The organism is Pseudomonas sp. S3E12 (genome assembly GCF_001702295.1).
Classification (GTDB): Bacteria; Pseudomonadota; Gammaproteobacteria; order Pseudomonadales; family Pseudomonadaceae; genus Aquipseudomonas; species Aquipseudomonas marginalis.
Genome location: NZ_MBDT01000037.1, coordinates 75,410 through 97,371 on the forward strand (window position 1 = coordinate 75,410; position 21,962 = coordinate 97,371).

A 21,962-nucleotide genomic window follows, 5' to 3' on the forward strand; every position below is an offset into this window, starting at 1 on the left:
AATTTTCATGCCTGAAGTCGTTCAGGCCTTAGGTGATTGCCCTCTGTGTTTCTTGGGTTTCGACGTCGGCGAGCTGGCCTGCTCAGTATTTTGAGCGGCCGTCGGTTCACTGGAGCGTTCCCGCATCACCACGCTGTGCACCCGGTGAGGCAGGATGCCGACTCGACGGGCCTCGATCTTGAAGGTCACCCGCGCATTGTCTTCGCTGTCCTCCCACTCATCGCGCACCGTACGACCTTCGACCAGTACGCGCATGCCTTTCTGGTACAGCGTGCTCCAGTGTTCAGCCTCACGGTGCCAGAGCTCAACCGGCGCCCAATAGCCGCCCCGATCTTCATAGCTGCCCTCGCGTGGGATGGGGTTGTCGAAGTACACATTCAGCCGTAGCAAACGCCGTGGCTCGTCATTGCCTGAGGCGAACTCCTGGAACTCTGGCGCACTGCCGATATTGCCTTCGCCGACGAAAAAAGTACTCATCGTGTTTTCTCCACTGCGGGTGTGAACTGGCGCAGCAACTGTTCGGCACTGGCCATTTTGATCGCGCAGGTCGTAGCCTGGCGGTAGAGCGAATGCACCACACTCATCTGAAGGTTTAGTGCGATACGCGCGCATTCGAAACGGTGCAATTCCTTTCGTACGATCTGCGGCAATGCTTTGTTGGAGACCTGACGTTCCCAAACCGCCACACCCATGCGAGAAAAATCACGGGTACGCCAACGCAAAAAGGTGCTGCCCGCACTGGTCTTCTGCAGCACCAATCGTATCTTCAATAGCGAGTACGGCGGCTCCCCGGCTTGCTGCACGACAGCCTCCATCAGGCGACATAACTGCGCCTCGATTTTCCTCGCCACCTGCGCCAGGTGCTCCAACTCCCCCTTACCCTTAAAAGGTTTTAAAAGGCCTTTTAGGGAGGCAGCGTGTTCGAGCTGCCGATAGGCATCCGGTGTCAACGCTTCGAAGGGCATTGGTTGAATCGGTATCATGGGATTCACGCGTCAGCCTCTGGCTCATTCACGGTCACAGACGGACCATCCACGTCCTCTGCCAACGCGTCAGCGTCATCCACTGCTACAGTACCGCGGCGAATGATCGGCGGCGCAAACTGAGAACGGCGATGACCCTCAAGGATGTCCATCGGGGGTAATCCATACTTCTCCACGGCCGCCAGGGCGCGAGCATTATTTGCGGCCATATCATCGCGTGTAACGCCAGCATGTCGATAACGTTGCGCCTGGCCGAACAGGCTGCGTAACAGGTGGGCGCCGTCGTCGATCCACGCTTCCATGTCTCTTCGGCCGATTAAGGCGGTGTGATGGGCCAATAGGGTATGGCGTACCAGCGTGTCGTAATCGGTCAGCAGGTAGACGGCTAGAAAACCCAGCTGACTACCGATGTACAATGGCAAAGTAACGGGGTGGATGTTGAGGTTGTCCCCCATGTCGATCTGTGTCGGCAGGTCCTGTCTTATTCGGTCTAACTGTTGAGTCAGTTCCAGCATCCCAGCCTTTGCCTGCATCAATTTTTCTTCGAGCTGCACGATGGCCCAATCTGCATAGGGATCGTCCTGAGCCGCAGTTTGTTTGATCAGGTTGGTGACACTGATGTAACCGGCCATACCCATGATCGAGTGGACGCCTTCGCGTGCGGCTCGACCTTGCCAGATACGGGCTGCATGGTGGGTATGCAGGGTCAGGGTGATGCTGCTGCGCAATGAACCTAGATTGAGTTGATAGTGATCGGCCATGGTGTTGTCCTCGCATTGGCTTGGACGGGACGTTGCGTCAGATGAGGGTCAAGGACAGCCAAAAAGCTGAACGCGGTCTATTCGGTTTGGTGAGAGAGGGCAAATGCCTGACGTCTATGTTTATTGGAACTACGCCCAGGCGTTTCCCTAAACGCTCCATGGTTCGGTCCGATATTTTCGTAGATTGGAACTCTATGGATTTGATGCCACTGGCATCAAATCTACTGACGTCCACTGCCTCCACGCAGTTGGCGCAGCTCATTTAGGCACGCTTGGGCGAGGGCTGATGCAGGTTCGCCCTTTTTTCGAGATGGCCGCGAGGGGGCGGTTGGGGGCGGTTCTGTGATGGGTGATGGTTCGGCCTGACTTGCCCAAGGACGAAAGTCGCCCTTCAGCGCACGTTGGGCCAAGCCCATCAGATAGGCAACTGGCTTGCGTATACCACCGGCCGCACAGCGTGCCCCCGCTTCGTTAAGCACCGCCTGCTGATCCGCTGGGTTGAGCTTGTTCAGCGCCACGGCGATGGCCTGACGTTCGCTAGGGTTCAGACGCAGCGAAGTGGGCCAGTGCAGGTTATCCACAGTAGAGGTCGCGCGCGGTACTGTACATTTACTTTCTTTTAATACAGTACAGGCAGCGTTCGGATTCCGAACGGTGCTGGAAACGTTAGGGTTCGAGCCTGATTCGGAATCCGAACAAGGGCATGCACGATTCCGAACGCGGTGATCTTCCATCTGTTCGGAATCGTGGAATGCATCACCGGGTGGCTGACCCAAGCCTTGCTGCGTCCACTGTTCGCCCCAGCTGTCGAGCCGCGTCGGTAAACGACCCTGATCGATATTTATATCCTGTCGGACCTCCTCCACAATGTGCTGAGCGACAATCCGCACCGCCTTCGTCGCATGACCGAGAGCATGTTCGACCAGTTCTAGATAATCCTGATCCAGCTCCATGGCTTCGGCGGGGGTTAACGGCTCATCGTGTAGAACGTACAAAGAACCTTGTAGCTGCCCGCTGATTTGATCGCGACCGCGGCTAACCAAACTGAGCCAACGAGTGAGCCTGAGCATCGTCAATACGCGTGCAATGGTTTCACGCGAGGCTGACGCACCGTAGGGCACGCTCGAGAGGTAAGGCTGCAAATCCTCATAGCGTGGCGTGACCACGCCCTGGCCTTGCAGCATGAGCCGAAATACCTGCCAAGCATTTCGCTCCAATGGCGTCAGCCGATTATCCAACAGCAGCCGACGTGGCACGACTTCGTGTGATTGGCCACTAAACAGAAAACCAGCCTTTAGAGCCTGGTTGGTGGGCTGTTCAGTGGTAGGGCGTGCGGGCCAGCGCTCATGCAGTTGCTGGGTACATTGTTGCAGGACACGTTGCCAGCGACTGGAAGGAATAGCATTCATGTTTTCTTGCTGTACTGGTCGATCTGCTGCCATACGATGTTCAAGCTGATCTGCTGCTCTTCAGCAAGCATCATCATGGCGTCGAGTCTATCCTCGGTCCCATCTTCTGTTCGTATTTGACACCAACGCTGCCACAACGAATGTTCCTGCGCTTCGCTCAAATGCTGAGGACGACCTTTACGGGCTTCTAACTTGAGCAGACGCCGACGCATGGCTGTTTCCGAATGCGCCAAGCCAAAACACTGGTACATAATGGTGCTGCTGGCGCCGAGTTTGAGCGCTCGGTTGATCAACCGTTCGTTCTGTTCGTCGCGTTCAGCTTGTTCAATCAAACGATGCAGCACTGGCGAGTCAATCTTGACCTCAAGCCAAGGGACTGTGGCATGGGCCAGGCGCGATAACGTGGTCGGTGGTAAGGATTGCAGCACGAAGATGTCATCCTCACTCAGTCCAAGTGCCTTGCAGCGTTGCAGGTTGCCCAGGCGCAGTTCGTGCAGTACCTGGGTTAGCATGGCTTGATTGAGCATATTGAAGGACAAGTTCATCTCAGCTCCTCCGGTGAGTTTTTGTCTTCAGAGATGAGGGTTAAGTCGATTAGACGCCGGGCCAGGCGGATCAGGCGAAACAGTTTGATTAACAGACTGTCAGGCAGTCGCTCCAGACCCACGTCCGTGACTGGTCGATCTGGCAGATAGAGTTGATAGACCCCTAACAACAGTTGTCCGAACAGTGCGGAAGGTATTTGCTTGCGGTCCTCCCAGTTCACCTCGTCTTGAGCCCTTAACAGGGCCAGGAGCATTAGGTGAACGCCGGTCGAGCGAGGCGCTGAAAGATCAAGTCGCTCAATGTCTAGGGTGAAGCCCAAGCCAAGCTTTTGATCAATGATGCTCTCGGCATCTCCGGCATAGGCCGCCATTTCCCGAGCCAGTCCGGCAATGGTTAAACGCAGTTGTTCGGGCGTATCCAGCGTTGGTGCGATGGTCCAGAGGTCGTCGATTGGGCAGGTTTCGACTGGGGACGTCGTTTCGGTGGCTATCTCGCGATCGATTTGCTCACGAATCTGTTGAACGCGTGATCGAGGACTGGCCGCTGGTAAAGTATTTGTTTCGGGTGCGCTGAGCTGTTCTTCTGAAATTGGCTCTATCTTGCTCTTGGCATCAGTTGATTCGGGGGGAGTGTCGGAGGAGGGCAACTCTGCCGCAGTTTCATGCACGCTTGGCCGATGGCTGCTTTCTGAGGGCGTGGTGGTGACAGCCGCAGGCGTGGAGACGACCCTTTGGGTATCGCTCAGCTCCAGGGCCAGCATACGGTAGGACTGTCCGAGCAAGTGGCTCATGCGTTCGAGCAATTCGTCCTGGATCTGCTCAAGATCAAAGGATTCAGGATCGCCATCGAAGTAGCCCATGGTCTCCAGCCAGAACTCTGCAAATGCGACTGTGGCGGTTGGATAACGGTTCCAGGTTCGCTCAGCCTGACTACGTAGACCGATCAGACGTTCTATCTGTGGCTTACCCAAGCCGGCATACAGAGTTTGTGGAATGGCAGGTAATAAGTGTTCGAGGGTGTCCAGCATGCGGCTGATATGCGATTGCGAAATCGGATAGCCTCCAGCAGCAAGACGTCGAGCCAGCTCCCGTTGTGAGAGCTGTGGGCCATCAGACTCCAGCATGGTTTTGAGTTTGGCTACCGCCAGAGCCCGTTCGATAAACGTGAGCTGGCCGTGCAGATCGCTTTCCGCCAGATGGCCGAGTAGGGCGTTGGTTTCATTGCTCCAAGGTCGGAACAGGCAGTGAATCCGAAAGAAACGCTCGTCGCGAGTTTCCTGCCACAGCTCGCCGAGAATCGCCAGGCGCGTATTACCGCCGTTGCGGATGATGAAAGAGGTTTCACCCGGGCGGCGGGTAATCGGTGGCGGTTGATCCAGCCCGCGTTCACGGATCGAGGCTTTGATATCTTCATACAGCGGATTACGGATGAAGCGGGGATTGTGTTCGTAGGGGCGTAACTCTTCCAGAGTGACCAGCATGGGAGTGTCGATGACTGGATCGGACAGTCGCTCCAGTCCAGGACCTTGAGTGAAGTGGTCCTGGTGCAGCTTGTCGATGATTTCCTCCTGACTGAGCTTCTTCATCGCAACCGCCTCGGTTAACGTCGGCTACGTAAATGGTCACCGACCTCGAATTTCACGATTTCGGCAGTCCCTGAACCTTCGAAATGTTGGGAGAGTTCTGCGAGGAACCACACCATGGCCGAGCGCCCCCCTTGCAAACGAAAAACCACCGTGCAGTACTCTTCGCAAGCCGCGTCGCGTGGTCGAATGGAAGGCTGAACAACGATAGGAAACTGATCCAACATTAGAAAACTCCTTACCAAGCCCTGTTGGCTTCAAGGTCGATCAAACAAAAAAATCGGTGAAATGCTGATTAGGCGATTTGTTTTATCAAGGCTCCGCACACCTCATTACCGAAGAGATCGCTTCACGCCATTCAGGGAATAATTCGATGGCCAGCGCCTGCATGATTTCTAGCGCAGATTGCGAGCGTCGGCGTTTACTCGACGGGCGTGTATCTATTCGGTGGACCGGTAAGCCGAGGGATGCGGCATTGATATATGCCACCCGGTCCGGGATCACGGTGTCTAGCACCGAGATATTGGTAGCCTCTGCGAAAGTCTCGCGCAGGCTTCGGATGATCATCCGGGTGTCCACTCGATTGACGTTCACCTGGTTCAGTAAGAGCCGTAAGGGCGGCGGGTCGATGCCTAGGTGGCGAAACGGTTCGAGCTCACTCAGTAGCTTCAAGGTGCCACGGCGCATTTCTCGGGCAGCGAGCATTTCTGGCGTGATGGGAGAGAGGGCGAGATCGGAGGCCAGGATGGCCATTTCCAGCAGTACACTGCGTGCTCCCTGAGTATCAATCAAAAGCAGGTCATAATTGAGATGCAAATCGTTGAGTAAATTGTGCAGGCGTAGCCGCCCATCAGGTGCATGCAGCAACAAGGTGCTCAGTCGACCTTGATCGTCGTTGGAGAAAATCAGGTCGAGACCGACGACTGCAGTCCTAGAAATTATTCGCTCAGGTATTGTTAGATTGAGTGCAATGAGCTCGTACGCACCTGCCTGCGCTTTCTGGCTCAATGAATAATAACTGGAGAGGGTGGGTTGGCTATCCAGATCCAAGAGCAGAACACGCAGACCAGCATCGGCCAACAGGCCACCGAGGTTCGCCGCTACTGTAGTTTTGCCTACGCCACCCTTGGTGGACACCACCGAGACCACGTGCATCACCTCACTCCTGTCGCGAAAGGCGTTCTGCAATCCAGTGCTCGATTTCCAGTGAGTCCCAGCCAACTGCGCGCAGTCCGATACGCTTCGCCCGCGGAAACTTGCCTTCCTTCATCAGGTTGTAAATGTGCGCACGTTTGAAGCCGGTTTTTTGCTCCACCTCATCACGTCGCATGATGTGGCGTTGGGGTTGAAGTGCTTCGACTGCGGGTACCGATGGGTTGGACATGCTAGTCACTCCTGGCGCCAGTTGGCGCGTGGTGGGAAGTGACATGGATTGAATCGCACCACGGCGGATGAGTCATTGCATTGCAATCAGGCCTGTTGCACTGCAGTTGGCCGGATCAGCTATTTTTTTTGAGGCTACGATTGGCCACGGCAAACTTTTCATCCAGCGTGCGCTTGCTGAGGCCGGGCACATCTTTGTGACGAGCGACAATGGCATCAACGATGGCTGCTTGATTCTTGAATACCGAAAGAGGTTTTCCGGCGGGCGAATGGTCCAAGAGAAGACTGACCAATGCCCCAATGATGTTGTGATAGGTCAGTTCGCTGCGCTCGCTGAGTTGGCCATTCGTTTTGGCCAAGGCTTTGAGATCATCTCTCTCAAGTCCAATCGACTGGAGCTCTTCCAAGATTTCTTGAATGCGCTGCTGTTGCGCTTTGAACGCTCTCGATAACTCATCTCGATCTGCTTTCAACGAGAGAAAGGTTCCGAGGCTCACCTTTGCAGGTGCATCCTCACCGGACTCGAATAAAAAACTGGGCTTATGGTCGGGGTAATGAATTTCCATCCAGCGGCGTAAGTCTGAGTGGCGGATGGTCAGCTGATAGGGCTCTACATAGCTTCCCAAAGGAACAGAAATCCCGAGGCAGCCGTACGGCAGTTCACCATTGCGTATGGCGTCTAAAATCCTTTCGAAAGCGATGTGAAGATTGGGCCATTGGGGGAATAGGACTGCAAGGTTCTCGGGACGAGACCAATCCTGCTGGACAATTTGGGCTTCGTAGCGAGTGAGATTGCACCAGCGTAACGCTGCGTCGATAGGGCGATAGAAGCTTTTGCTATGCGGATTGAAAATAAAAATGCTCATCTACGGCAGGCCTCCGTTCCTTACAGGTAGGTTGCTCACCGATTATCTACAAAACAAAACTAGTTATTTTCCGGTTGACCAACTCGGTGAGGTTATTCCATTTCTTGGACTACTCGAAAGCGATCCCAACGCGGCAATCGCTTTAGGAAGTCTTTAATGTTCTTATGAGGAAGAGTCAATGCCGAATTAAATTCGGGTTGGACAATTCCCTTCTGGCACCTCGTCCCAGAATACTCAGCTGTAATGCTCAAATTGATCTAGCCTCCTCGGTTGGCGCATTCATTAAGGTGCTTTCTAGTGGATCAGTTGAATGAGGTCTTTGTCAACTACTGTAAGGTGAAAATATGCCAAGTGCGTTATAGATAAATGTTATTGAATCTAATTTTTTCTTTTAAGTGAGAGGGTGTGGTTTGTAAAGAATGCTGTAAAAATCCAGGGGTTGCCGTCTTTTTTCCAATATAAAAAATTTCGCTAATAGCATTTTTGATTCACAAGAAGAACTATAAAGTTTCAAATGAGGCAAGTAGGGGGCTTTTATGATATGAGTTTTTGGATATAAAGCTTTAAATTAATCAGCTGAAAAAGCTTGTTTTAAGATGTGCTTGTATACTGCAATAAACTATTGTTACTAAAAGCTTTTTGGAGTTATTTGGGGTTAAGTTACAAACTGTCGGAGTCCCCAAAAACATTTTGACTGGGCTCTAGATCGGTAGTTTCAGTTTCAAAAATCTTAATATGCCCCCAATTTTGCCCAACTCAGACGCCGCACATGAGCGATCACGAATGGTGGTTCCTGACGCGGACTTCGGTGGCCGTGGCTGGTATTCAGTGTGCTCTCGCGTACCGAATGACCAGCCGGAACCTGGCAAACTCGTGATCGTTCGGAAGCGGATATGAGCAATGAGTCGATATCCTTAAGCGGAGTTGTTGTGTCTGGCTATCAGCACCTATCCCGAAATTGACTGGCGAGATGCTCGTGCTCTGTGTGATGTTGTTAGGGCACTGGTTGGTAGGCATCGATCCGCGTGTGCGTCATCGGCAACTGGGGCGTGATGTCAGGTAAGAAGCAGTTGTTCAGAATTGAAAGTGGTACGCAACGTTGAGCATCGTGTTTCTGTTCGTGGGTCTCGATAGTCCGGTTGGAACCAGAGCCTCGCGCTTCAATTGGCCGTCGAGTCGGCCCGCAACGGAGGAGGCTCAGGTCGCGATGTAGAGGGGTGCCTTACCGTCGCTGTCCCGTCGGCCCCGGTCGCTGATCAGTCGTTCGGCAAGTGCAAATGTACTTCCATGGCGTCATGAAGGAGTCGGACGACCTCGATCAGGTCGTCGTTTACCACACGATAGAACACAATATGGCGCGGGCTTTTGACCGTTCCATGGGGCTGTTTGGCCTTCTGGCGAGAAAAAATGAGATGATAGCTGCGAAGGCCCGGTGCAAGCTCCTCACGGTCTTGGCTGCCAATCCGATAAGGCGTGCTGGCAAGCGCTTGCAGCGCCGCGAGGACCAGCGCCTGGTAGCGCTGGCGTGCTTGATCGCCGAACTGCGTCTGGGAGAACCTGAGGATGTCAACAATGTCGACGCGCGCCGCATTGGAAATCCGATACTGAGGCATGCTTAGTGTTTATCTCTCGCGGGGAGGGTCGCCTCCAGGCTTAAACCCTCGAGGTAGTGCTCCAGATTCCCTTCGTTCACCTGAGTAAAGTGCCCGTGCTTAAGATCCATGATGCCGATCGAGGTCGCCTGACGCAGTGCCTCAATTTTGGCGTTGTCTTCGGCGACGCGCTGTTCCAATAAACGCAAACCTTCCCGCATGACTTCGCTGGCATTCTGATAGCGGCCAGACTGAAGAAGGTCATGGATAACCTGTTCTTGATGAGGGGTGAGCACAACGTTTCGCGTGGCCATAATGAGCTCCAGCTTTCGGTAAGAGATTTCTTCCGCTCAGTGGCATATTATGCCATTTTGCTTGCGAACACATGGTTCGAGGTTTGGATCTGACGAAATTCGTCGTACGGGGTCGTTCTTTGCTCCATGCGCACAACGTCAAAAAAAGACTGGCGCAGGGGGGTAGTAGACATCTTGATTAGTGCGGACTTGGGCGTTCAGTTTGGCCAAGCCTTGCTTGATGGGGCGGGCAGGCTCCCCGAACATTTGCAGTTGCAGTGCCGCGGGGGAGGGCGGACGTCCCAAGGCTCGCGCGATGTAAGTGTACGAACTGGCTTTGTGTGGGGGACAGCGACCAGAAGCAAACCTTAGTAAAAGTATAGAAAATCAGAGGCGATTCATGCGTTGTCGCAGCGACGAAGCTCTGTTGATGATGACAGCTTGTGAGGTCGCCTGGCTGTCCCCATCTTGAGTGCAACACAATCACAGGCGTGGAATCTAGCGTTGAAGCTCAACGATGTAATTAAAGTGATCATCCGGGTGTCGATCCTAATGGCGTTCACCTGGTTCAGTAGCAGCCGCAAGGATGGTGGTGGAATTCCCAGGTGGCGGAACGGTTCGAGTTCGCTGAGCAGCTTCAAGGTGCCACGGCGTAGTTCGCGTGCGGCGAGCATTTGCGGTGTAATCGGAGAGAGGGCGAGATCGGATGGCCAGGATGGCCATTTCCAGCAGCACGCTACGTGCTTGGGTGTTGATCAACAACAGATAGTAACGGGGGCGGAAATGGTTGAGCAAGGCGCGTAGCCGCAGTCGCCCATCAGGGGCGTGCAGCAACAAGGTGCTCAGTCGACCTTGATTGTCGTTGGAGATGATCAGATTGAGACCGGCGACCTCCGTGGTGGAAATTATCTGGGCAGGATCTGTTTGGTTGAGCGCGATGAATTCATACGCACCGGCGATGGCCTTGTGGCTCAAGGCGTAACAGTTGGAGAGAGTGGGTTGGCTATCCAGATCGAGCAGTAGAACTCGTAAGCCCGCATCCGCCAGTAGACCGCCGAGATTGCTCGCCAGGGCAAGGTCTAACCTATGTCGGGTAGATTGATTATCAGGAATGCGTTAAGTGCCTGAAGCTTGCCTGCTGCGTTTGCGGGCAAGGACCAGCGCGTGTGCAGGATATTGGGGCAGGCAATTAGGCTTACTGTGAGTTCCTGTACCAGAAGCAGATCTGCATGTCGATGCTCGCTTGCTTGCGGATGGGCTCGTTGCAACTCCGCTGGGCGAGTGAGGTAAGGGACAATTAGGCGGTCTGTTGGTGTCCGCGCAGTTCGCCCAAGTTAAGTGGGGACGGCTGAACCTTCCGACTAGTGTTATCGCCTAAACGCAGGCGCGATCTCGACAAGGCCTAGCCCGTAACTGCTGAATCTATCGAAACGTTTTCTGTAGCAGCGAGACGATCAGCGCTAGAGCACCCAAGACCATGATTACCGAGAAATACTCCATGCTCGCCACCAATGTTGCCTGCTGAAGCAGCCTTTGTGCAAGCGTGGAAACTGCAAGCATCCCTGCATGACTTTCCCCAACCTGCGACGTAACTAGTTGACTTAGGTACCGGATCTGTTCGCGGTACAGCGGATCGTCTGAGCTAAAGTGTCCGTTGAGATTGTTGTACTGAGTCGTCGTGCGCCATTGCAGGAACAACGTCGCAATAGTAGTACCAATGGCCATCGCTATCTGTCCCATCATACTTTTGATCTGGTACGCATGTGCAAACAGCGTATCATTGTCATTAATGTCGCGGAAGGTATGCATAGCGGCGGTCGCTAGTATAAGCATTACGAAGCAGCCGTTGAGTAGCAGGGCGGGCAGGATGTTGGACCAGATGCTGGCCTCGGGAGTAAGCGATGAAAACAACCAGCTAAATCCTACAAGAGCCATAAAGCCTGCCAGAAAGAATTTCTTCGGTGCCGGCGACTTGGGAATTACGATCGACATCACGGCCCAGGTCGCCAACGCCCCAGCCAGCCCATAGGACTGGATTACGCCGATGCTGTCCCACGAGTAGCCCAATGCGGTCTGCAGAAAATACGGAAGGATATAGTTGTTACTGCCCAAAACCAAATAAGTGAAGCAGAACAAAGCGATTCCTACCAAGTAGCGAGAGTGCATCAACTCCCGGACTTTCAGAAAGGGTTCTTTCTTGCGGTGCTCGGTATGAAAGAAGGTATAGACGCCCAGTGCGGCCAGCAAAGCGAACGCACAAAGAATAAACGTCTCATTGTAAAAATCATAATACGAGCGCTGCAGGATGTATAGCAGGAAGAAACTGCTGACCGCTAAAAGCAGCACATTTCCCGGACTTGATGGCGTTCGCTCGTTCTCAGGCGCAACAGCGTTAGAAAGGAAACGAGTACATAGAAGTGCGGCGACTACAGCGCCGAGGATGAGTAGCCAGAAGATTGCGTGCCAGGTATCTGCGACCACCACAAGCGAAGAGATGAACGGCGCAGACGCCGTCCCTCCGGCCAGTCCGGTAGCGAATACCTTGATGCCCGTAAAACGCTCTCGCCCGGGCGGCAGCATATTGACCATCAAACGGGCCGAAGTCATGAAAGAAGCTCCTCCCAGGGCCATGATCACCCGCCCGGCGGTGAAGCTTGTCAGATCATTGCCGACACCGCAGACGAACGCGCCCAAAATATAAATGCTGATGGAACCGAGCATGAAGTTGCGCCAGCCTAGCCGCTCAACTAGCCACCGCTGTTTGGAAATCACAATGACGGCAATGCAGGCATACAGCGCCGCCACGAGGGTGAACTCCTCGGGGCTCGCGTCGATTTCTCCGCGGATAGGGGCAGAGGTAAAGGCAATCATGCCTGCCTGCAGGTACTCTAAAGCGCAGAGCAACCCGACCGCCATCAGCAGGGCAGCGTGTTTTCGGTACATGGTCGTCCCCGTCAGAAATTCAGGTGTTTGGCGTCGAGTTCACCGTCTGAGTTGGCTCCAATGACCTGTTTGACAACATCATTAGCGTCCATCAACTCGTGGTTGAAGATGTCCGTGCTATAGGCTGAACTCACTGGGGGCAAGGTATTGTTGAGGGCCGGACCTTTGGTATCAGTGGTGTCCACCGAGACGCGCATGGATAAGCCCAGTTGCAAGGGGCTACGGGCCACCTCATCTGGTGTAAGGGCAATTCTCACAGGTACCCGCTGGGTGACCTTGATCCAGTTACCTGTGGCGTTTTGCGCTGGTATCAGTGAGAACGCGCTGCCAGTGCCGGCGTCGATTCCGACGATCGTTCCGTGGAAAACCACACCGCGGCTGTAGGCATCCGCGCTTAACAGAACGGGCTGGCCGATGCGCAGGTCCTCTAGCTGCGATTCTTTGAAATTAGCATTAACCCAGATCTGATCCATGGGTATAACCGACATCAGGGCGACGCCTGGGCTGATTCGCTGGCCCACCTGCACGCTGCGTTTGGTCACCAGCCCTGAAATGGGCGAGTAGATCTGCGTGCGGTGCAGTGCGATATAGGCGTCTCTCAGATTGTTCGCAGCGATCAGAACATCCGGATGGGTTCGCAGTGTTGTGTTGTCTACCATCGCCAGACGCTCAGCCAAAGCGTGGCGAGTGCCGTCCAGTGCGGCAGCCGCGTTTTTGAGCACCTCCTCGGCGTGGCTGATCTCCTCACGCGACACTGCACCGCTGGATGCAAGCTGATTACGCCGCCGAACATCATCCTGGGCCTTACGCACGTCGTTCTGACGTTGGCTGACTTCAGATCGCAGTTGTTGTACCTGATAATACTGTGTACGTGCCAGCCGAACCGCTCGGGCCAGGTTCGACTTGGCGCGTTCGTATTCGATCTCGGCATCCACTGGATTGAGCGTTACCAGTGCTGAATTGGTCTCCACGTGATCGGTGTTGTCGGCACCAATCACGGTGACGGTTCCGCTGACCTGGGATGTCACTTGCACAATATTGCCGTCAACATAAGCATCGTCGGTGGTTTCGGTGCCAGGTTTCATCAGATACAAGATACCCATTGCGGCCAGCATTAAAGCGATAGTCAGTAACAGAAGCATCCGTCGCCACGGTGATGGTGTGTGAGCAGTGCCATTGGTTGCAGAGGAGGTCTTGGAAATCATGATTTATCTGCTGGGGAGGTTTGGGAAGCGGTGGTTGGCAATTCGGGCAGGTAGCCACCACCGAGCGCTCGGCTCAGGTTGGCCTGCAAGGAAAACGCTCGGGATTGCAGATCCACCTGCTGACGCCTCTGTTCAAGTGTCGAGTTTTGTGTGCTCAACACCTGGAGGTACGTCGCAAGCCCGGCGGCGTAGCGTCTATTGACCAAGTCGGCAGCCGCCTGCGCTGTCGCCACGGCCTCGCTCTGTTGCGCAAGACGCTCCTTCAGCCAGCGCAGAGAGGAAAGCTGGTCGGCGATGTCCCGCAGTGCATCCACTACCGTCCGGTTGTACTGCTCCACGGCAAGATCATAGGCCGCATCTTGAGCATCAAGGTTACCCCGCAGTTGACCACCCTCAAAGATTGGGAGGCTAAAAGCAGGGGTAGCGCCAAGAATGCGACTGCTGTGATCATCGAAAGTATCAAATGCCAGGCTTTGCATACCGATGAACGCTGTTAAATTCACGTTCGGATAGAAGCGTGCTTTGGCTACATTCATCTCATGGCCCGAGGCTTCCACTCTCCAGCGCTGCGCCACGACGTCAGGCCTATGGCCGATCAGTTCAGCAGGAATGAGGGTCGGGATCATCACCTCGTCGCTTAACAGCATATGTGGTCGGCTGATATTGCGGCCCCTGTCCGGCCCTTTGCCTAATAGTGAGGCCAGCTTGTTCTTATCGAGGTCTATTTGTTCCTTGAGAGCCGCGATATTCGCTCTGCTCGTCGGAAGTGAAGCCTGCGATTGTTTGATATCGATTTCCGTCCCCAACTCGGCGGCAAAGCGTTTTCGGGTCAGCTCTTCAATTTGCTCCTGCTGATTAAGCAGCGTCTGCGCCAGATCGATCTGATCGTATGTGTTCTGTAAGGAGATGTAGGCCTGAACAATTGAAGAGGAGAGGATTAGCGCAGCGGCCTGCTCGTCCAGCTCCAGTGCTCGCCGGCGCCCGATGGCTGCCTCAACCGCAGAACGGTTTTTGCCCCAGAAGTCTAGCTCGTAACCGACGTTAAATGTGCTCTGATGTACATTTTGCCAAGTGCCTTTGACGGGCGCGGGGGTTGTGCCGTTGGAGCTGAATCGTTCACGCGTGACGCTCGTGTCAGTAGTTATGTTTGGCAGCAATTGAGCGCCTTCTATCGCCTCCAACGCACTGGCTTGGTGGACCCTGGCGGCAGCGGAGCGGAGTGTGGGACTGTCCGCGATCGCCTCTTTGACTAATGAATCAAGCTGCGGATCCTGATAACGCTGCCACCAGTCTTGGGTAGGCCAAGCGGCAGGCGAAATCTTCATCTGAGCGCTGCTAAGCGCTGCGCTGATCCCGCTTATCTTCATGGGCTCGGATTCGGGCTTAAGATCGCTGAAAGAGCAACCGGACAGAATCAGCACCAACATTAGCGGCAAACCTCGCTCTAGCGTTGAGCGCGAAGTGACATGCAATGCAAGCGACGTAGGTTTGCTTCTCATGAAAGGCATTCTCGATATCAAGAGGCAAAAAAGCACGAGAGTACGACTGTAGTAATTTGAAAACAGATAAGTGCCGTTGTTGACCCGGTTACAAAATTGCTCGGTGGTCTCGTTTAGCTTCTTATCTTGGTTTGGGACCATAGCGTTCTCAATCTTATCGGGGTTTCTAAGGATCACTTTTTAATGGTGCAGCCATTGGCGTGTTTAGACTGCTCCTACCCTCATGTTGCTTGAGGATATTAGTAACTGCAATATGCTTCTCGGTCAACGCATCTGACGCAGCCGTGGTGACGTTTTCTAACGGATCATAATAGGAGGTTTATTTGCCAAGACCCTCCTTCTGATCCCGGCTTGCTTGGTTCTGCCATGCGTAATAGCGCAACGATGGGCACTCTCTGAGATGGTTATTCTGAGTATGAATAGGCACTATCGTTATACGTTATGAGGGGTTCCAGGCGTTGCTGGTAGTGTTCCTGCTCGAGTTGGAAGATGTCTAAGCGCTTCGCTCGGTGCTGAAAACCCTCAGCAAACTGGATCGCTACCGCTCGTTGTTTCAAAATATTAACCAAATATGCGTTGCGTGGAGGTATTGAATGATAGGGTAAATCTTCGGTCCATACAAAGTTATAGAAAAGTTTTATAAGGTTACTGGGGTGGATAGTTCCGGCGGCTGCCAAGTACGGGTTAACAAACCTTGATTTCCGGGTTCTTGATGTTCTGGCTCGAAGTGTAGTGTTCACTGCGTCAGGGTATCAGGGTGTGCCGCTGTTTGCATATTATTCCTTTGAGGATATCCACTATCCTCGACAGGCTTTAGGAAGTTGGCTGCGTAATACGTCGACGTGATATGTGTGACTGACGATTGGTCGTAATGAAGCTTTCGGAACAAGGGTTAGAAATACCTGTGCTTGTCCAAAAAACTTTGTCGAACACTGGGAAGCAGGCCTAAGCAAGATGGATATCGAGTTCAAAAATATCGTCGAACTGCTCGCTCGATAACTGGCGATTTAGTCCAAGTGAATTAAACCATGTTCGTCAGTGGGTAGTTGTAGCTGCCCGATAATGGAGCCATGAATCCATGAGGGCCGCAGTATTACGCTCATTCAGCGCGCACTCGTGCGCCACGTCAGTATTATGATACTATATTGATCGGTCTCGGATCTGTAGAGTTAAGCTCTGACAACGCGCATACAGCTAATGAAGTCGCTAGTGTGTTGTCTCTGAAATAAATTTCTAGCTTGAGCTATGCTTCTGTAGTCTATCAGTGCTCGGAGTGATCACACGAACTTTCAGGATATCGCGCTTAGTGAAGACGAACAAATTGAACTGAGTCGGTGAATAAGATCAGCCACGATCAGTCAGAGCGACGGTCGTGGGGCTCGGGTGATTTTGCGAGCCGTTCGTGGTCGTTCTCGTAACGAGATTGCCCAGTTGACCGGTCTCTTCTTTTTTTCAGTCACCCGCTAGTGCAAGCGTTTTGAAGAGCTGCGCCTACACGACCCGGACGAGGTCGCAAGCCATCCCTGCCGGCCGAAGCGTTGAAACGGACCCTTGAGCAAGTTACTCAGCCGCGTATCGGTCAGCCTCGCTGGAGCTGTCGAAGCATGGCGCGAGTCGCCGGCATCTCTCCGGCCAGCGTCCAGCGTATATGGGCCGCCAACGACATAAAACCGCACCTGACACGCACCTTCAACTGTCCAACTATCCGAACTTCGAAGAGAAATTTTGGGACGTCATTGAGCTGTAGCTGGATCCGCCGGATAAGGCACTGGTGCTCTGTTGCGATGAAAAAGGCAGGTTCAGGCCCTTGAGCGCACCCAGCCTGGACTTCCTTTGGAAATTGGGCATATCCGCACGCAATCGTACGATTATGTCCGCCATGGCACCGTTACCTTGTTCGCCACGCTGGATTATCTTCAGAGGCATTTGATCAGCAGCATTGAGCGCCAATATCGGCTCAGGAGTGGCATGAGTTTCCCAAGAAGATCAATCGAGAAACGCCCAAGCATCTTCAACTGCATTTGATCGTCGACAACTATGCCACGCACAAACATCCAAAAGTCAGGGCTTAGCTTGAGAAGCACAAACGCTTCCAGATGCATTTCACCCCGACCTTCAGTTTGTGGATGAACATGGTTGAACGCTTCTTTTGCGATATCACGGTGTACCTGCGTGACGGCAGTTTCAGTTCGGTTCGCGAACTGGAAAGCTCAATAACCACGTTCTTGGCACTGCGAAATGCGCAGCCGACTCGCTACGTCTGTAACGCTAAGGGGGAAGATATTTTGAACAAGGTACAGCGAGCCCGTGAGGCAATGGTCTCACAGGCATGAGGAACGTTATTTGTGAGACGGCACACTAGTTCTGAATTATCTTGGCAGTTAGCTGCGATACCCTGCGATTTCTAGTCCACTGAATCAGAAGAATTGGTGGTGTCGGCGCTGGCGATTGTTGTACTTCCACTTCAGCGGCTTCGGGGCCTTGTTGTGCTGACAGATGTAGCGCATGAGCTTCTTGTCCAGGTCCTTGAGCGAGGTGAAAATGCCGCGGCTGATGACGTCGCGCTTGATGCGCGAGAACCAGTTCTCGACCTGGTTGAGCCACGACGAGTAGGTGGGCGTGTAGTGAATCCGCACGTTCGCGTGTTTGGCCAAGAAGGCCTAGACCAGCTCGGTCTTGTGGCTGCTGACGTTATCGCAGATGACGTGGATCTCGCGGCCCTGCGGCTGAGTGCCGACAACGTCGCCGATGAAGCTGACGAACTGCTCGCTGGTGTGGCGCGTAGCGGTCATGCCCAGGACTTCGCCGGTGGCGGTGTTCAGGGCGGCGAACAGGCTGAGGTGCCGTTGCGCTTGTACTCAAACCCGTGGCTCTCGGCACGGCCCGGCGCCAGCGGCAGCATGCGGTCCTTGCCATCGAGCGCCTGGATCACTGTCTTCTCGTCCACGCATAATACCGCGGCTTGCGACGGCGGGTTCAGGTACAGGCCGATCACGTCCGCGGCCTTGGTCTCGAAGTCGGGGTCGTTGGAGACGAGATGGCGTTCCCGCCGATGCGGCTGCAGTCCGTGCTTGCGCCAGATGCGCTGCACGGCAGAGAACGACACGTCTCGGCAGCTAGCTTGCCGCTGCTCCAATGCGTGGAGCCATCTTTCGGCTTGTGTTTGAGCTTCTTTTTGAGCACCCGGGCTTCCAGCTTGGCGACTGGCCGAGCTGGAAGCGCGTCCCGGGTGCAGCGACACCAGTCCGGCCAGACCTTGATGTTCAAACGCCTTGGTCCATCGCGTGACGAAGGCGTCGTTGCAGGCCAGCTTGGCGCGGATGTCCACCCGACGTTAGGCGTCTGCCCACAGCAGCACGCAACGCGCACGCCGCTGCAACGCCACTACGCCACTGCGTTTGCGAATCACCGCTTCCAGTTCGCCGCGCTCGTCGGCCGTCAACTTCTTCCTGTGCATGCTTTCCAAGATAGAGCATACACAGCCGATTTCAATGATTCGGTGGACTAGATAAGGCAGCGTTACCACTTTTGATTGTACCAGGCGTTGCGCATGAGACACGGTATCAGGTGCTCGATGACGGACAGTTATGATTGCTACCAAAACGCCTTGGCAGATCGGGTCAATGGATATCGAAGACAGGGCTTTTGCTCCAGCGACCGCAGGATTTAACGCAGGCGAGAAGATGCTGAGTGAGTCGGTATCGACCTACCAAGGCGAGCACCCGCCCCTGTCTTTGAAATACAAAACACCCGATGCGATGCAGGGCTTTGGGGTGAAACAGGGGTAAACCTATTTTAGGACTAGACTTGGGGCGAAATCCCCAACCTATTGCATCATCAGGCTACCAGGCTTAGCGGTGGCCGTGATCCATGCGATGCGCCTCTAGAGTCTGAAATTCAATCACTGAAAAGATCAAACATCAGTTGCCGGAACCATTTGCTGGTCGGATCGCGGTGGTATTTCGTATGCCAAAACATATTGATCGCGATTTCCGGGAGCGGTACCGGCAACGGCAAGGTGGTCAAACTGAACGGTCCGGTGCAACTGCGGGCGAATCGCTCCGGCACGGTCGCGATAAGGTCAGTGGCTTGCAAGATATGCCCTACTGCAACAAAATGCGGAACCTCCAAGCTTATCTGACGCTGCAAGCCAGCCCGTTGCATGTGCAGGTCTATCTCACCATGCCCGGTACTGGCCGCAACGATTCTCACATGCCCATATTCACAGAAACTTTCCTCCGTCATGGGCTTCTGTGTCAGTGGATGACCCTGGCGGCACAAGCATACGTACCGATGTTGGAATAGACGCCTTTGATAAAAGCCTGCCTGTAAATCCGGTAGCAATCCGACAGCCAGATCCACCTCTCCGTTAGCAAGCGCTTCGGCGAGTCCAGCATTGCTTCGCAAAGTACTGACCGAAATCCCAGGCGCCTGCTTGAGCAGTGCATCAATGAGTCGCGGAATAAAATAAATCTCGCCAATGTCTGTCATCGCCAAGACAAATCGTTTTTGGCTGGTTGTAGGATCGAACTCATCCTGGAGGTTGATGGCGTCGTGCAGAATGTTGATCGCCTGAGACACAGGTTCTGCCATCTGCAACGCATAAGGCGTGGGTTGCATCCCCTGAGATGTCCGCACAAACAGTTCGTCATTAAATGAGGTACGCAGACGCTTGAGTGCATTACTCACGGCGGGTTGAGTCAGCCCTAACGTTTCAGCTGCGCCGGAAACACTATGGTCGATCAAAAGCTGATGAAAGATCACCAGCAAGTTCAAGTCGAGTTCGCGTAGGTGCATTACAGGCATCTCGGCAAGAGTGACGAATGCAACAAGTATACCCATATTCAGTCCGGTGATAGATTTTATGGGGCTCGCGCTATTTCTGTATACCCACCTTAGGGCTATTCCAAAAAAAGCGTGAGGTTTCCCATTAATCGCCCTAAATCGGTTTTGCAAGTCGCTATTGTTGGCGGTGGTATCGCAGGTGTGGCCCTCGCATTGGAGCTGTGTCGCCATCAACATCTGGACGTTACATTATTTGAGGCGGTACAAGCGTTTGGTGAAGTCGGCTCGGGTGTTTCGTTTGGTGCGAATGCTGTAAGAGGGATAAAAGCGCTGGGCATCGGCGAACCCTACGAGCAAATCGCCACCGGACGGCGCAACCCTGGCAGAGCATTTGTTTTGAATGGCGTCGGGGTGTCGACGGCAGCTACCGAGGCGCCAATTTTGCTGAGGGTGTGGGTCAGTCTTCGGTACACCGTGCAGATTGTTGCCGCTGACCGAAAACTGACCCAGTGGGGATGCAGACAAAAACTTGGACTGGTTATGCCGCTAAGCCCAGGCTTTCACGATACTCAATGGGACTGAGCGCGCCGAGGGAAATCTTTATACGTTTTTCGTTGTACCAGCGAATGTATGAATCCAAGGCCTGAATGAACTGCTCGATGCTCGTTGACTGCCAGTTGCGAGGATAGAACAGTTACGTTTTCAGTCGGCCGAAGAAACCTTCACAAGCCGCGTTGTCTGGTGAGCAGCCTTTGCGCGACATCGAACGAATCAGCTTCGCATCAGCGATGCGCGATAACCAGCCGGGCCAGCGGTAGTGAGCGCCACGATCGGAGTGAACAACAGGCCGTTTATCGTTACTGGCCACCGTTTCGATAGCTGCATCCAGCATCGTGTTCACAAGCTCGGCGTCGGGACGCGTGCCGATCGACCAACTGATTACCTTCCCATCGAAGCAGTCGATCATGGGGGACAGGTACACCTTGCCTGCCGGGATCTGGAACTCCGAGATGTCGGTCAGCCATTTCTCATTCGGAGCTAGGGCCGTGAAGTCGCGGTTGAGGAGGTTTTCCGGCGCCGGACTGATCTCCCCGAGGTAGGAACCGTATCGACGCCGTTTCGGCTTGGCGACGACTAGGCACTCCTGCTTCATCAAGCGCTGCACCACCTTCTCTGAAAGGCGCACACGCTGCCTGCTCAACGAAGCTCGCATCCGACGGAAGCCATAGCAACGATGATTGCGCTCGAATATGTCCGCCATGGCACGACGCACTTCGGTGTACTTTTCCGCGATCTGCATTCGGGCTCGATGATAGAAATAGGAGCTTCGGGCCAAGCCCAACGCGTCAAGCAGCTCTAGCAAGGAGTACCTATGCCTAAGGTCATCAGCCAGCAATGTCTTCTCCCGATTGGTCAGGACTTGCCGGTTGATGCCCGTCTCTTTTTTTATGAGTTCATTCGCCCTCATCAACAGGTCATGTTCAAGCTGCAAACGGCGAACATCGAGCTGGAGAGATTCGAGTTGCCGCTGCAACTCCTCTCGTTCCGGTGACGATGAGGGTTCAAGTCGACACTTCATGGATGGGGATACCTCTGGGCCGAGTAGCTGGTTTTTCCAGTTGTACAAGGTCGGCCTGCACACGCCCAGCTTTTGAGCCAGGGCTTTCGCACTTTCTTTTCGCGTGCACAGCGCGATGACCGCTGCCTGCTTCACCGCTGGCGGCCGGGCTAACCCGTCTGATCGACTGACAACACGCTTATGCAACTCGGGGTGCATTTCGTAAATCCAGGCACGCAAAGAATCCCGCGCGGGGTAGCCCAACGCCTTGATGGTAGCGGCGATGTTGCGACCGTATTCGAGATAGTGCTCGACAGCCTTTTCCCTTTGGGCAGGTGAGTACTTCGACTTCGAGTTCTCGTAGCCACGCGGCAGGTCGAGGCATCGCATACTCTGCGTGCCAGCTCTTCAAAGAGTTCTTCGTCGGGTAGCCCAACTGACGAATAGTTGCCCCGGTTCGCTTGCCCAGTTTGATGTAGAGCTTGACCGCTCGGATACGGTCTTCGTATGAATACATGAACTACCTCCAGGTAGTCCAAGATTTCCGCCGCATCCCC

18 protein-coding genes and 6 pseudogenes are annotated in these 21,962 nt (G+C 54.1%); 3 read left to right on the forward strand and 21 right to left on the reverse strand.

Features of this window, described 5'->3' with window-relative positions; all coding sequences use genetic code 11:
• Positions 1-21: 21 nt before the first annotated feature.
• The 16 genes and pseudogenes from BB029_RS31110 to BB029_RS31185 form a co-directional block, all read right to left on the reverse strand.
• Positions 22-477, reverse strand: a complete 456-nt coding sequence (locus BB029_RS31110; protein ID WP_065942211.1) for a single-stranded DNA-binding protein — start codon at positions 475-477, stop codon at positions 22-24.
• A complete protein-coding gene (locus BB029_RS31115) occupies positions 474-992 on the reverse strand; it encodes a DUF3158 family protein (RefSeq protein ID WP_065942212.1) in 519 nt (172 codons plus the stop codon). Before BB029_RS31115 ends, BB029_RS31110 begins: the two co-directional genes overlap by 4 nt.
• Positions 989-1,744, reverse strand: a complete 756-nt coding sequence (locus tag BB029_RS31120) for a PFL_4669 family integrating conjugative element protein (RefSeq protein ID WP_065942213.1) — start codon at positions 1,742-1,744, stop codon at positions 989-991. The genes BB029_RS31115 and BB029_RS31120 overlap by 4 nt, the downstream gene beginning before the upstream one ends.
• A 221-nt stretch (positions 1,745-1,965) precedes the next feature.
• Positions 1,966-3,153, reverse strand: a complete 1,188-nt coding sequence (locus BB029_RS32660) for an STY4528 family pathogenicity island replication protein (protein ID WP_083236525.1) — start codon at positions 3,151-3,153, stop codon at positions 1,966-1,968.
• A complete protein-coding gene (locus BB029_RS31125) occupies positions 3,150-3,698 on the reverse strand; it encodes a DUF2857 domain-containing protein (RefSeq protein WP_065942214.1) in 549 nt (182 codons plus the stop codon). The genes BB029_RS32660 and BB029_RS31125 overlap by 4 nt, the downstream gene beginning before the upstream one ends.
• Positions 3,695-5,284, reverse strand: coding sequence for a ParB family protein (locus tag BB029_RS31130; protein ID WP_065942215.1), 1,590 nt, complete (start codon positions 5,282-5,284; stop codon positions 3,695-3,697). Before BB029_RS31130 ends, BB029_RS31125 begins: the two co-directional genes overlap by 4 nt.
• Positions 5,285-5,298: 14 nt before the next feature.
• A complete protein-coding gene (locus tag BB029_RS34440; RefSeq protein WP_065942216.1) occupies positions 5,299-5,508 on the reverse strand; it encodes a hypothetical protein in 210 nt (69 codons plus the stop codon).
• 85 nt (positions 5,509-5,593) lie between these two features.
• Positions 5,594-6,436, reverse strand: a complete 843-nt coding sequence (locus tag BB029_RS31140) for a ParA family protein (protein WP_065942217.1) — start codon at positions 6,434-6,436, stop codon at positions 5,594-5,596.
• Positions 6,437-6,440: 4 nt separating this feature from the next.
• Entirely contained in the window at positions 6,441-6,665 is a 225-nt protein-coding gene (locus tag BB029_RS31145; protein WP_065942218.1) for an AlpA family transcriptional regulator, read from the reverse strand.
• A gap of 115 nt (positions 6,666-6,780) precedes the next feature.
• Positions 6,781-7,530: a hypothetical protein gene (locus tag BB029_RS31150; RefSeq protein ID WP_065942219.1), complete on the reverse strand. Its 750-nt coding sequence runs from the start codon at positions 7,528-7,530 to the stop codon at positions 6,781-6,783.
• Positions 7,531-8,786: 1,256 nt separating this feature from the next.
• A complete protein-coding gene (locus BB029_RS31155; protein WP_065942220.1) occupies positions 8,787-9,143 on the reverse strand; it encodes a type II toxin-antitoxin system RelE/ParE family toxin in 357 nt (118 codons plus the stop codon).
• Positions 9,144-9,145: 2 nt separating this feature from the next.
• Complete coding sequence (locus BB029_RS31160; protein ID WP_065942221.1) at positions 9,146-9,436, reverse strand: type II toxin-antitoxin system ParD family antitoxin; 291 nt, start codon at positions 9,434-9,436, stop codon at positions 9,146-9,148.
• A 509-nt stretch (positions 9,437-9,945) separates the two neighbouring features.
• A pseudogene (locus BB029_RS32665) lies at positions 9,946-10,528 on the reverse strand (ParA family protein); the annotation flags it as partial.
• A 309-nt stretch (positions 10,529-10,837) separates the two neighbouring features.
• A complete protein-coding gene (locus BB029_RS31175) occupies positions 10,838-12,358 on the reverse strand; it encodes an MFS transporter (RefSeq protein WP_065942224.1) in 1,521 nt (506 codons plus the stop codon).
• Between the two features lie 11 nt (positions 12,359-12,369).
• The gene (locus BB029_RS31180) at positions 12,370-13,563 is read right to left on the reverse strand and encodes an efflux RND transporter periplasmic adaptor subunit (RefSeq protein WP_065942225.1); all 1,194 of its coding nucleotides are present in this window, start codon (positions 13,561-13,563) and stop codon (positions 12,370-12,372) included.
• Complete coding sequence (locus BB029_RS31185) at positions 13,560-14,990, reverse strand: efflux transporter outer membrane subunit (RefSeq protein ID WP_083236526.1); 1,431 nt, start codon at positions 14,988-14,990, stop codon at positions 13,560-13,562. The genes BB029_RS31180 and BB029_RS31185 overlap by 4 nt, the downstream gene beginning before the upstream one ends.
• A gap of 1,410 nt (positions 14,991-16,400) precedes the next feature.
• On the opposite strand from BB029_RS31185, the pseudogene BB029_RS31190 reads away from it, so the two are divergent.
• Positions 16,401-17,395 (forward strand): annotated as a pseudogene (locus BB029_RS31190) (IS630 family transposase).
• Between the two features lie 84 nt (positions 17,396-17,479).
• On the opposite strand, the pseudogene BB029_RS34005 reads toward BB029_RS31190, so the two are convergent.
• From BB029_RS34005 to BB029_RS34010, 3 genes and pseudogenes are all read right to left on the reverse strand, one after another.
• A pseudogene (locus BB029_RS34005) lies at positions 17,480-17,854 on the reverse strand (transposase).
• A 26-nt stretch (positions 17,855-17,880) separates the two neighbouring features.
• Positions 17,881-18,390, reverse strand: a complete 510-nt coding sequence (locus BB029_RS33595; RefSeq protein WP_218188818.1) for a hypothetical protein — start codon at positions 18,388-18,390, stop codon at positions 17,881-17,883.
• Positions 18,391-18,396: 6 nt separating this feature from the next.
• On the reverse strand, positions 18,397-18,519 hold the full coding sequence (locus tag BB029_RS34010) for a hypothetical protein (RefSeq protein ID WP_256558476.1): 123 nt from the start codon (positions 18,517-18,519) through the stop codon (positions 18,397-18,399).
• Positions 18,520-18,594: 75 nt separating this feature from the next.
• Here BB029_RS34010 and BB029_RS33525 point away from each other — a divergent pair.
• Positions 18,595-18,850 (forward strand): annotated as a pseudogene (locus BB029_RS33525) (integrase core domain-containing protein); the annotation flags it as partial.
• Between the two features lie 109 nt (positions 18,851-18,959).
• Here the strand turns inward: BB029_RS33525 and BB029_RS31205 are convergent.
• Positions 18,960-19,859, reverse strand: a complete 900-nt coding sequence (locus tag BB029_RS31205; protein WP_065942233.1) for a LysR family transcriptional regulator — start codon at positions 19,857-19,859, stop codon at positions 18,960-18,962.
• Positions 19,860-19,991: 132 nt separating this feature from the next.
• Here BB029_RS31205 and BB029_RS32670 point away from each other — a divergent pair.
• Positions 19,992-20,329, forward strand: a pseudogene (locus BB029_RS32670) (FAD-dependent oxidoreductase); the annotation flags it as partial.
• Between the two features lie 56 nt (positions 20,330-20,385).
• Here BB029_RS32670 and BB029_RS31210 read toward each other — a convergent pair.
• Positions 20,386-21,922, reverse strand: a pseudogene (locus tag BB029_RS31210) (IS3 family transposase).
• Positions 21,923-21,962: the final 40 nt, after the last annotated feature.

Bases quoted from the DNA above. Each gene is read 5' to 3' on its own strand.
- BB029_RS31110 (WP_065942211.1), bottom strand. From the start codon at position 477: ATGAGTACTTTTTTCGTCGGCGAAGGCAATATCGGCAGTGCGCCAGAG.
- BB029_RS31120 (WP_065942213.1), bottom strand. From the start codon at position 1,744: ATGGCCGATCACTATCAACTCAATCTAGGTTCATTGCGCAGCAGCATC.
- BB029_RS32660 (WP_083236525.1), bottom strand. From the start codon at position 3,153: ATGAATGCTATTCCTTCCAGTCGCTGGCAACGTGTCCTGCAACAATGT.
- BB029_RS31125 (WP_065942214.1), bottom strand. From the start codon at position 3,698: ATGAACTTGTCCTTCAATATGCTCAATCAAGCCATGCTAACCCAGGTA.
- BB029_RS31130 (WP_065942215.1), bottom strand. From the start codon at position 5,284: ATGAAGAAGCTCAGTCAGGAGGAAATCATCGACAAGCTGCACCAGGAC.
- BB029_RS34440 (WP_065942216.1), bottom strand. From the start codon at position 5,508: ATGTTGGATCAGTTTCCTATCGTTGTTCAGCCTTCCATTCGACCACGC.
- BB029_RS31140 (WP_065942217.1), bottom strand. From the start codon at position 6,436: ATGCACGTGGTCTCGGTGGTGTCCACCAAGGGTGGCGTAGGCAAAACT.
- BB029_RS31145 (WP_065942218.1), bottom strand. From the start codon at position 6,665: ATGTCCAACCCATCGGTACCCGCAGTCGAAGCACTTCAACCCCAACGC.
- BB029_RS31150 (WP_065942219.1), bottom strand. From the start codon at position 7,530: ATGAGCATTTTTATTTTCAATCCGCATAGCAAAAGCTTCTATCGCCCT.
- BB029_RS31155 (WP_065942220.1), bottom strand. From the start codon at position 9,143: ATGCCTCAGTATCGGATTTCCAATGCGGCGCGCGTCGACATTGTTGAC.
- BB029_RS31160 (WP_065942221.1), bottom strand. From the start codon at position 9,436: ATGGCCACGCGAAACGTTGTGCTCACCCCTCATCAAGAACAGGTTATC.
- BB029_RS31175 (WP_065942224.1), bottom strand. From the start codon at position 12,358: ATGTACCGAAAACACGCTGCCCTGCTGATGGCGGTCGGGTTGCTCTGC.
- BB029_RS31180 (WP_065942225.1), bottom strand. From the start codon at position 13,563: ATGATTTCCAAGACCTCCTCTGCAACCAATGGCACTGCTCACACACCA.
- BB029_RS31185 (WP_083236526.1), bottom strand. From the start codon at position 14,990: ATGTTGGTGCTGATTCTGTCCGGTTGCTCTTTCAGCGATCTTAAGCCC.
- BB029_RS34010 (WP_256558476.1), bottom strand. From the start codon at position 18,519: ATGCACAGGAAGAAGTTGACGGCCGACGAGCGCGGCGAACTGGAAGCG.
- BB029_RS31205 (WP_065942233.1), bottom strand. From the start codon at position 19,859: ATGCACCTACGCGAACTCGACTTGAACTTGCTGGTGATCTTTCATCAG.